The organism is Pseudomonas sp. P5_A12, assembly GCF_056400685.1.
Window position 1 is genome coordinate 1 of record NZ_JBFUKU010000204.1, and the last position, 9954, is coordinate 9954.

Annotated in this window: 6 protein-coding genes; all 6 read left to right on the forward strand. The window is 60.4% G+C overall.

Annotated features, from left to right (window positions below):
• On the forward strand, positions 1-1592 hold a 1592-nt coding region (locus tag AC1DSG_RS22210; protein WP_477792801.1), incomplete at its 5' end, for a DUF1302 domain-containing protein.
• 54 nt (positions 1593-1646) lie between these two features.
• Positions 1647-3005, forward strand: coding sequence for a DUF1329 domain-containing protein (locus AC1DSG_RS22215; protein WP_477792802.1), 1359 nt, complete (start codon positions 1647-1649; stop codon positions 3003-3005).
• 149 nt (positions 3006-3154) lie between these two features.
• The gene (locus AC1DSG_RS22220) at positions 3155-4243 is read left to right on the forward strand and encodes a WD40/YVTN/BNR-like repeat-containing protein (protein ID WP_477792803.1); all 1089 of its coding nucleotides are present in this window, start codon (positions 3155-3157) and stop codon (positions 4241-4243) included.
• A 15-nt stretch (positions 4244-4258) separates the two neighbouring features.
• Entirely contained in the window at positions 4259-6793 is a 2535-nt protein-coding gene (locus tag AC1DSG_RS22225; RefSeq protein ID WP_477792804.1) for an efflux RND transporter permease subunit, read from the forward strand.
• Positions 6794-6800: 7 nt separating this feature from the next.
• Positions 6801-8579, forward strand: coding sequence for an acyl-CoA dehydrogenase C-terminal domain-containing protein (locus AC1DSG_RS22230; RefSeq protein WP_477792805.1), 1779 nt, complete (start codon positions 6801-6803; stop codon positions 8577-8579).
• A gap of 102 nt (positions 8580-8681) precedes the next feature.
• Positions 8682-9954: AMP-binding protein (locus tag AC1DSG_RS22235; protein ID WP_477792806.1), on the forward strand; the 1273-nt coding region annotated here is incomplete at its 3' end.

The following is a 9954-nucleotide window of genomic DNA, read 5'->3' on the forward strand; positions in this document are numbered from 1 at the left end:
CCAACGATCCACGCCTGGCCCCCGTCACCAACGACAACGTCGGTTTTGGCAGCCCGCACCTGAGCAACTACGCCCAGCGTTATTACAGCGGTCCGTCGGGCGAGATTCTCGATGCGTTCGTGTTCTACAGCACCGAAGTGGGTGAGGAATCGTTGTTCAGCGCCAAGGCCGGTCAGCACAACGTGTTCTGGGGCGAGACCATTCTCAACCCGGTGCACTCGGTCAGCTACGGCCAGTCCGGCCTCGACCTGGCCAAGCTGGCGGCGTCGCCGGGTACGGAAGCCAAGGAACTGTTCGTTCCACGTAACCAGTTGTCGATGTCGTTCACCGTCAACCCCGAGTTGACCGTGGGTGCCCAGTACTTCATGGATTGGGACGCCGCTCGCCTGCCAGAAGCGGGCACCTACTACGGAGGTTCCGATCTGGTGGGCTTTGGCGCCAAATCGTTCCTGCTCGGCAACACCAACGCCGTGGTTCCGGGCAGCCCGCTGGGTTGTGGCCTGGCACCGTGCAACGCGTTGACCAACGTGCGTCGCGGTGATGACCTGAACCCGCACAACAGCGGTGACTGGGGCGTGATGGCCAAGTGGTCGCCGGCCTGGCTGGACGGGACGCTCGGTGTCTACTACCGCGAAACCTCGGACATCCTGCCGCAAGCCTGGCTGGATGCCAGAGGCCTGAGCTCGGCCAACCCGAACGGCACCCGACCAGCCGGGCAAGTGCCAGCGGTGGTCAACACGCTCAACTCGTTGAGCACTGCCACTTATCAACTGGCCTATGCCGACGACATCAAGATTTTCGGTCTGAGTCTGTCCAAGGATGTCGGCGGTATCAGTGTGGGTTCGGACCTGAACATCCGTCACAACATGCCGCTGGCCAGTATCCCGGCCATCGTCAGCACCACCAGCCCGCTGGGCCTGGGCCAGGGTCTTGGCCTGTTGCCGGCGCGCACCGCTTCCACGGGTGTGATCTACGACACCCCGAGCCGCGGCGATAGCATGAGCGCCACCGGCGAAACCTTGCACTGGACGCTGAACGGTCTGATGACCATTCCGAAAATGCCGGTGTTCGATTCGGCCACCCTGCTGGGCGAGCTGTACTACAGCAACCTGCTCAAGCTCGATGACAAGAACGAAGCGCTCTACAAAGGCAAAGGCACCTATCGCGGCATCGACCAGCCGACCCGGGACAACTGGGGCGTCGCGGTCAACTTCACACCAACCTGGTACCAAGTGTTCCCTGGTATCGACCTCAACGCACCAATGTCCGTCAACGTCGGCCTCGCCGGCGTGTCACCGGTGTCCGGTGGCGGTGCCAAGGACACCGGCAACTATGCGCTGGGCGTGGGTGCCATTGTTTACAACAAATACTTTGTCGACCTGAAGTACGTGGACTCCTTCGGCCAAACCGACAAGTGCAATACCAGTGGCGTGAGCACCGGTCCGACCGGTGGTGATGGCTCTACGCCGAACGCCTTTAGCGGCAACGAAAACTACGCCTGTTACGCCGGGGGCTACTCGTCCTTCTCCGGTGGTGGTGCAACGACTGAGGATCGTGGCGCTGTGTACCTGACGATGAAAACAACCTTCTGATTTACAACTTTGATTCACCACTGATTTGCTCAATGCAAGCAGGAGAATAACAATATGAAATTTGCACAAACCGTGTTGGCTGCCTCGCTGGCGATGATCGTCGCCGCCCAGGCCCATGCCGCTGTATCGGCGCAAGACGCCGCCAAACTGGGCAGCAACCTGACCCTGGTCGGTGCTGAAAAAGCCGGTAATAGCGACGGCTCCATCCCCGCCTACAATGGTGGTCTGACCACGCCGCCGGCCAGCTTCAAATCCGGTGACAGCATGCGTCCGGATCCGTTTGCCAGCGAAAAACCGGTACTGGTCATCGACGGCAAAAACGTCGATCAGTACAAGGGCCTGCTCAGCGCAACGACCGTGGAACTGGCCAAGCGTTTCCCGACCTTCAAGGTCGACGTGTACCCGACTCACCGCACCGTCTCGCTGCCTCAAGCGATCCTCGACAACGGCGTGAAAAATGCCACCGGCGCCAAGTCCCTTGAAGGTGGCCTGGCCATCGACAACGTGCTGCCGGGCATACCGTTCCCGATCCCGCAATCGGGTAACGAAGCGATGTGGAACTTCCTGTTGCGTTATCAGGGCGTGAGCATCAGCTCCAAGTACGATTCCTGGAACGTTGACTCCGCCGGTGTTCCAAGCCTGGCGACCACCGGACAGGCGAACATCTCCTATCCGATCTACGAAAACCTGTCTCAGCCGATCAGCAGTGCCGATGTGTACTACCAGATGAAGCTGCAGTACACCGGCCCGGCGCGTCGTGCCGGCGAAGCGGTGATGCTCAAGGACGCCGCCAACCCGCTGCAACAACCGCGCCGCGCCTGGCAGTACCTGCCTGGTCAGCGCCGTGTGAAGCTGGCACCGAACCTGGCCTACGACACGCCTAACCCAGGCACCGCCGGCGCCGGTACTTACGACGACGTCTTCGTGTTCAACGGTGCGCTGGATCGCTACGACTGGAAGCTGGTCGGCAAGCAAGAAATGATCGTGCCGTACAACACCTACAAGCTGACCTACGTCCAGGATCCGAAGTCGATCACGACTCCGAACCACCTGGCCCCGGAGTTCGTGCGTTGGGAAAAACACCGTGTATGGGTCGTCGAGGGTAACCTCAAGGCCGGCGCTCGTCACATCTACCAGAAGCGTCGCTTCTACCTTGACGAAGACAGCTGGACCGCTTTGGCCTCGGATCAATATGACGCTCGTGGTCAGCTGTACCGTGGTTCGTTTGCCTTCCTCAGCCAAAGCTATGACAAGCAGGTCCCTGACTCCACTCCGTTCATGATCTATGACCTGGTGGGCGGTTCCTACAACATCAACGGTGTAGTCGGCCCGTATGGCGGCATCAAGTACATCGATCCGCTCTCCAAGGCACAGTGGTCGTCGGAGTCCCTGGCGGGCGCCGGCATTCGCTAAGCAAACCGTAACAAAGCGTCCATCGGTCCACGGCCCACAAGGCCGTGTGACCGCGCGCAGGTCGGTGCAAGCCGATCGCCGCGACGACAGTTTTTAACGTCGGGCTGCACAGTGCAGTCCCAGACGCGGTTTTCCCAAGAGGACGCGGTATGTGTTCGTATAAAAAGTACCTGCAGTTGGCGTTCGGCGCCGTGCTTGTCTTGTCGCAGGGCGTCACTCAGGCGGCCGGCTATATCGATGTGCTGGATCTGCCCGCCAAAGTCAGTGCGTTGGCAGTCAACAGTCCGTTGTCCGGCATGACCCGCGCAGGCGACCGATTGGTAGCCGTCGGGCAGCGTGGACACATTCTCTATTCAGATGACAGCGGTAAACACTGGCAGCAAGCAGCTGTGCCAGTGAGTGCCGATCTCAGTGCTGTGAATTTTCCATCGGCCAGGGAAGGCTGGGCGGTCGGCAATGATGGCGTGGTGTTGCACAGCGATGATGCTGGCGTGACCTGGCGCAAGCAATTGGACGGCCGTCAGATCGGTGAGTTACTGGTCAAGCATTATGGTGCGTTGGCGAGTGCCCAACCTGACAACGAAGAATGGTCACGGCTGGCCGACGAAGGCCAGCGACTGGTAGAACAGGGCGCGGACAAACCTTTGCTCGACGTCTGGTTTGCCAATGAGCAGGTCGGCTATGTGGTCGGCGTGTTCAACCTGATTCTGCGTACTGAAGACGGTGGCCAAACCTGGACCCCGTATCAGGACCGCACCGAAAACCCGCAAAGTTTTCACCTCAACGCCATCGCCTCGACCGGTGACGGCTTGTACATCGCTGGTGAGCAAGGCCTGTTGCTCAAATGGGATGACGCCAGCCAGCGCTTTGCCGCCGTGCCGACCCCCTATCAGGGCAGTTTCTTCGGCGTGCTGGGTAAGCCGGGTGAAGTGCTCGTCTATGGCTTGCGCGGCAACGTATTGCGCAGCACCGATGGCGGCCAGAGTTGGACCGCGCTGGACAGTGGCTTGCGCATCAGCATCACCGCCGGCCTCATCGATGACCGTGGCGACTACCGCTTGTTCACCCTGGGTGGGCAGATGCTGGTCAGCCAGGGCACTGGCGCGCAATTGCACCTGGTTCAGCAACCCGTACCGACGCCGGTAGCCGGCGCCGCCGAGGCCTCCAACGGCTCGCTGGTGGTGGGTGGTTTCCGTGGTGCCTTGGCGCTGTCCGTCGATAAGACCTCGAACCCTTAACGCGAGTACCCAGACATGGGCAATATAAAACAAGAAGCCATGCCGGTGATCCGCGACATGCGTGATTTCGACCGCCTCTCCGGCAACCTGCTGGAGCGGCTGGTATTCAACTACCGCCCTGTGTTCATGCTGCTGATGGCGCTCGCCACCGTGGTGCTGGGCTTCATGGCGGTCACCCGCCTGGAGCTGCGTCCCAGCTTCGAAAAAATGATTCCGCAGAGCCAGCCGTACATCCAGAACTTCCTGGAGAACCGCGCGTCGCTGCGTGGTTTGGGCAACTCGGTACGGGTTGTGGTGGAAAACACCCAAGGCGACATTTTCGACCCTGAATACCTGGACGTGCTCAAGCAGGTCAACGATCAGTTGTTCCTCACCGAGGGCGTCGACCGTGCGTGGATGAAGTCGTTGTGGAGCCCGTCGGTGCGCTGGACCGAAGTCACCGAGGAAGGTTTCCAGGGTGGCTCGGTGATGCCCGACACTTACCAGGGCAAGCCTGAAGAAATCGAGCAACTGCGCCAGAACATTTCCCGTGCCGGTATCGTCGGCAGCCTGGTGGCCAGCGACTTCAAATCCACCATGCTGATCGTGCCGCTGCTGGACAAGGCCTCGGCCACTGGCCAGAGCATCAACTATCACGCGTTCTCGCAGATGCTCGAAGAGCAGTTGCGCGACAAGATYGAATATGGCGGTGACAGTGCCGCGCGCAAGTCCGGTGAAGAAGGCAAGGGCCACTACAAGGTCCGGGTGATCGGTTTCGCCAAATTGATGGGCGACCTGATCGATGGCCTGATTCAGGTGATGATGTTCTTCGGCCTGGCCGTAGTCACCTCGCTGATCATCATCTACGCCTACACCCGTTGCGTGCGCAGCACCCTGCTGGTGGTCGGCTGCTCGTTGATCGCGGTGGTCTGGCAGCTCGGCATCGTCGCCTGGCTGGGTTATGCCATCGACCCGTACTCGGTGCTGGTACCGTTCCTGATCTTCGCCATCGGCGTGTCCCACGCCGCGCAGAAGATGAACGGCATCATGCAGGACATCGCCCGTGGCACCCACAAACTGATCGCCGCACGCTACACCTTCCGCCGTCTGTTCATTGCCGGCGTCACCGCGCTGCTGGCCGACGCCGTGGGCTTTGCCGTGTTGATGCTGATCGACATTCCGGTGATCCAGGACCTGGCCATTACCGCCAGTATCGGTGTCGCGGTGTTGATCTTCACCTCGCTGTTGCTGATGCCGGTGGCGCTGTCTTATGTCGGCGTCGGCGCCAAGGCTGCCGAGCGCGCCCTGAAGATCGACACCCGTGCCGACCGTCACAAAGGCTTCGGCAAACTGTGGGACATGCTCGACCGCTTCACCACCCGCAAGTGGGCCACCGGCGCGGTACTGGTTGCGCTGTTGATGGGCATCGGCGGCTTCATGGTCAGCCTGAACCTGAAGATCGGCGACCTGGAAAGTGGTGCACCGGAACTGCGTGCCGATTCGCGCTACAACATTGACAACGCTTACATCACCCAGCATTACGCGCTGTCCAGCGACCTGTTCGCGGTGATGATCAAGACCGCGCCGGAAGGCTGCCTGAACTACAAGACGCTGGTGCTCGCCGACCGTTTGGCCTGGGAACTGCAACAGAATCCGGGTGTGCGGGCGACCACCTCGCTGGTCAACGCCGTGCGTCAAATCACGGCCGGCACCTACGAGGGCAACCCCAAGCTCAACAGCATCCAGCGTAACCAGGACGTCCTGAACTACGCCGCGCAGCAAGCCTCGGTCAACTCGCCGGAGCTGTTCAACAACAATTGCTCGTTGATGCCGGTGATTGCTTTCCTCAAGGACCACAAGGCCGAGACCCTGGACTCGGTGGTTGCCATCGCCGACAAGTTTGCCAAGGAAAACAGCACCGAAGATCGTCAGTTCCTGCTGGCCGCTGGCAGCGCCGGTATCGAAGCGGCAACCAACATCGTGGTCCGCGAGGCCAATCACACGATGCTGCTGTATGTCTACGCAGCGGTGACCCTGTTCTGCCTGATCACCTTCCGCAGCTGGCGCGCCACCCTGGTCGCACTGTTGCCACTGGTCCTGACCTCGATCCTCTGCGAAGCCTTGATGGTGGGCATGGGCATTGGCGTCAAAGTGGCAACCTTGCCAGTGATCGCGTTGGGGGTGGGGATCGGCGTGGACTACGCGTTGTACCTGCTCAGTGTGCAGTTGCACTTCCAGCGGCAAGGATTATCGCTGGCCGAGTCCTACCGTAACGCGGTGTCGTTCACTGGTCGTGTGGTTGGCCTGGTCGGCATCACCCTGGCCGCAGGCGTGGTGTGCTGGGTCTGGTCGCCGATCAAGTTCCAGGCGGACATGGGCATCCTGCTGACGTTCATGTTCTTGTGGAACATGCTCGGCGCGCTGATCCTGATTCCAGCCCTGTCGTACTTCCTGTTGCGCGAAAAATCGCTGGAGACACTTCCAGCTGCGGATGACCTGGGGGCGCCTGCCGAAGAAGCCGGCACCTCGCACACTCCGCCTGTTCCTCAAGCATTGACTACTCCTGAGTAAGTTCACTATGTCCGAATACAAAGCTCCCTTGCGCGACATGCGCTTCGTCCTCAATGAAGTCTTTGAGGTATCCAAGCTATGGGCCAGTTTGCCTGGCCTGGCCGAGGTCATTGACGAAGAGACAGCTGCCGCGATCCTTGAAGAGGCCGGCAAGATCACGGGTGAAGTGATCGCACCGCTGAACCGCAGTGCCGACGAACAAGGCTGCACCTGGACCAACGGCGCGGTCACCGCGCCAGACGGTTTTGTCGCCGCATATCAGGCGTTCGCCGAAGGTGGTTGGGTCGGCGTCGGTGGTGATCCGCAGTTTGGTGGCATGGGTATGCCCAAGGCGATTTCGGCTCAGGTCGAAGAGATGGTCAACTCGGCCGGCCTGTCCTTCGGCCTGTACCCGATGCTGACCGCCGGCGCGTGCCTGTCGATCAACGCCCACGCCAGCGAAGAGCTCAAGGAACGTTACCTGCCGAACATGTACGCCGGCACCTGGACCGGTTCGATGTGCCTGACCGAGGCCCATGCCGGCACCGACCTGGGCATGATCCGCACCCGCGCCGAGCCTCAGGCCGACGGCAGCTACAAGGTCAGTGGCAGCAAGATTTTCATCACTGGCGGTGAGCACGACCTGACCGAAAATATCATTCACCTGGTACTGGCGCGCCTGCCGGATGCGCCGGCGGGTCCTAAAGGCATTTCGCTGTTTCTGGTGCCCAAGGTGCTGGTCAATGCCGACGGTTCCCTGGGCGAGGGCAACGCGGTTTCCTGCGGTTCCATCGAGCACAAGATGGGCATCAAGGCATCCGCCACCTGCGTGATGAACTTCGACGGCGCCACGGGCTGGATCGTCGATGCACCGAACAAGGGCCTGGCGGCGATGTTCACCATGATGAACTACGAGCGTCTGGGCGTAGGCATTCAGGGGCTGTCGCTGGGCGAGCGTTCGTATCAGAACGCCGTCGAATACGCCCGTGACCGTCTGCAAAGCCGTTCGCCAACGGGTGCACAGAATAAAGACAAGGCTGCCGACCCAATCATCGTCCACCCGGACGTGCGGCGCATGTTGTTGACCATGAAAGCCTTGAACGAAGGCGGTCGTGCGTTCTCCAGCTACGTGGCCCTGCAACTCGACACGGCCAAGTACAGCGAAGACGAAGCAACCTGCAAACGCGCGCAAGAGTTGGTGTCGCTGCTGACCCCGGTGGCCAAGGCGTTCCTGACCGACATGGGTCTGGAAACCACCCTCCACGGCCAGATGGTTTTCGGCGGCCACGGCTATATCCGCGAGTGGGGCCAGGAGCAACTGGTGCGTGACGTGCGCATCACCCAGATTTACGAAGGCACCAACGGCATCCAGTCGCTGGACCTGGTCGGGCGCAAGATCGTGGGCAGCGGCGGGGCGCTTTACCGCTTGTTCGCTTCCGAAATTCGCGACTTCGCCGCCAACGCCAGCGATGAACTCAACGAGTTCAGCAAGCCGTTGAACGCTGCCGTGGACACGCTCGACGAGTTGACCGCATGGGTGCTGGACCGGGCAAAAGCCAACCCGAATGAAATCGGCGCGGCCTCGGTCGAGTACCTGCAAGCCTTCGGTTACGTCGCTTACGCCTACATGTGGGCACTGATGGCCAAGACCGCCATCGGCAAGCAAGCCGAGGACGACTTCTACGTCAGCAAGCTGGCCACCGCACGCTTCTACTTCGCTCGCCTGCTGCCGCGCATCCATTCATTGAGCGCGTCGGTCAAGGCCGGCAGCGAATGCCTCTATCAACTGGATGCAACGCAGTTCTGATCCCCATGCCCCGCGACTCCCGTCACCGCGCCGGGAGTCGTTTGCAAACGTGTGCATTCAGGGGCGCTGAGCCAACAATAAAAAGTTTCAGGAACCAGAATCATGATGGCGACAAAAATAATTCCGCCCGCCGAAGGCGCCTATGCCTATCCCTTGCTGATCAAGCAACTGTTGCTGTCCGGTGAGCGCTATGAGCCGGGTCGGGAAATCGTCTATGCCGACAAACTGCGCTACGACTACAAGACGCTCAACAAACGGATTCGCAAACTGGCCAACGCCCTGACGGCCGCCGGCGTAAAAGCCGGTGACACCGTGGCGCTGCTCGACTGGGACAGCAATCGCTACCTGGAATGCTTCTTTGCCGTACCGATGATCGGCGCGGTGTTGCATACGGTGAACATCCGTCTGTCTCCGGATCAAGTGCTCTTCACCATGAACCACGCCGAAGACGATCTGGTGTTGGTGCATGATGATTTCCTGCCTCTGGTCGAACAGATCCAGGGTCAACTTACGACCGTCAAAGGTTTCCTGCAACTGACTGACGACACGGCTACCGAAACATCGTTGCCGGTGTTGGGTGAGTACGAGCACCTGCTGTCCCAAGCGTCAGACCAGTATGAATTCCCCGATTTCGATGAGAACTCGGTCGCCACCCTGTTCTACACCACCGGCACCACCGGCGACCCTAAAGGGGTGTATTTCACCCACCGCCAGTTGGTCCTGCACACCTTGAATACGGTCGGCACCCTGGGCGTCTACCAAGGCCAGCCACTGCTGCGTTCCGATGATGTGTACATGCCCATCACGCCGATGTTTCACGTGCATGCCTGGGGTGTGCCGTATGTCGCCACCCTGATGGGGATCAAACAGGTGTACCCGGGCCGCTATGAACCCAACGCGCTGGTCAAGCTTTATCGTGAGGAGAAGGTCACCTTCTCCCATTGCGTACCGACCATTTTGCAGATGATCCTGAACTGCGAAGCCGGGAAGCAGACCCGTTTTGATGGCTGGAAAATGCTCCTGGGCGGCAGCGCGCTGACTCACGGTATCGCCAGCGAAGCCAGTGCCAAAGGCATGGTAGTGCACGCCGGTTATGGCATGTCGGAAACCTGCCCGATTCTGTGCCTGAGTTACCTGCGTGATGACGTGCTCAAGCAGCCCATGCAAGACCAACTGGCTACCCGCATCAAGACCGGCACGCCGGTGCCCATGGTTGACCTGAAAATCGTCGACGCCAGCGGCAACGATGTTGCCCATGACGGTGAGTCCCTGGGCGAAATCGTGGTCCGCGCGCCTTGGCTGACCCAGGGTTATCTGAAGGAACCGGAAAAGGGCGCCGAACTCTGGCTCGACGGTTGGATGCACACCGGCGACA

Excerpts from the sequence above, each read along its gene's own strand:
- AC1DSG_RS22215 (WP_477792802.1), top strand. The coding sequence starts at position 1,647 with ATGAAATTTGCACAAACCGTGTTGGCTGCCTCGCTGGCGATGATCGTC.
- AC1DSG_RS22220 (WP_477792803.1), top strand. The coding sequence starts at position 3,155 with ATGTGTTCGTATAAAAAGTACCTGCAGTTGGCGTTCGGCGCCGTGCTT.
- AC1DSG_RS22230 (WP_477792805.1), top strand. The coding sequence starts at position 6,801 with ATGTCCGAATACAAAGCTCCCTTGCGCGACATGCGCTTCGTCCTCAAT.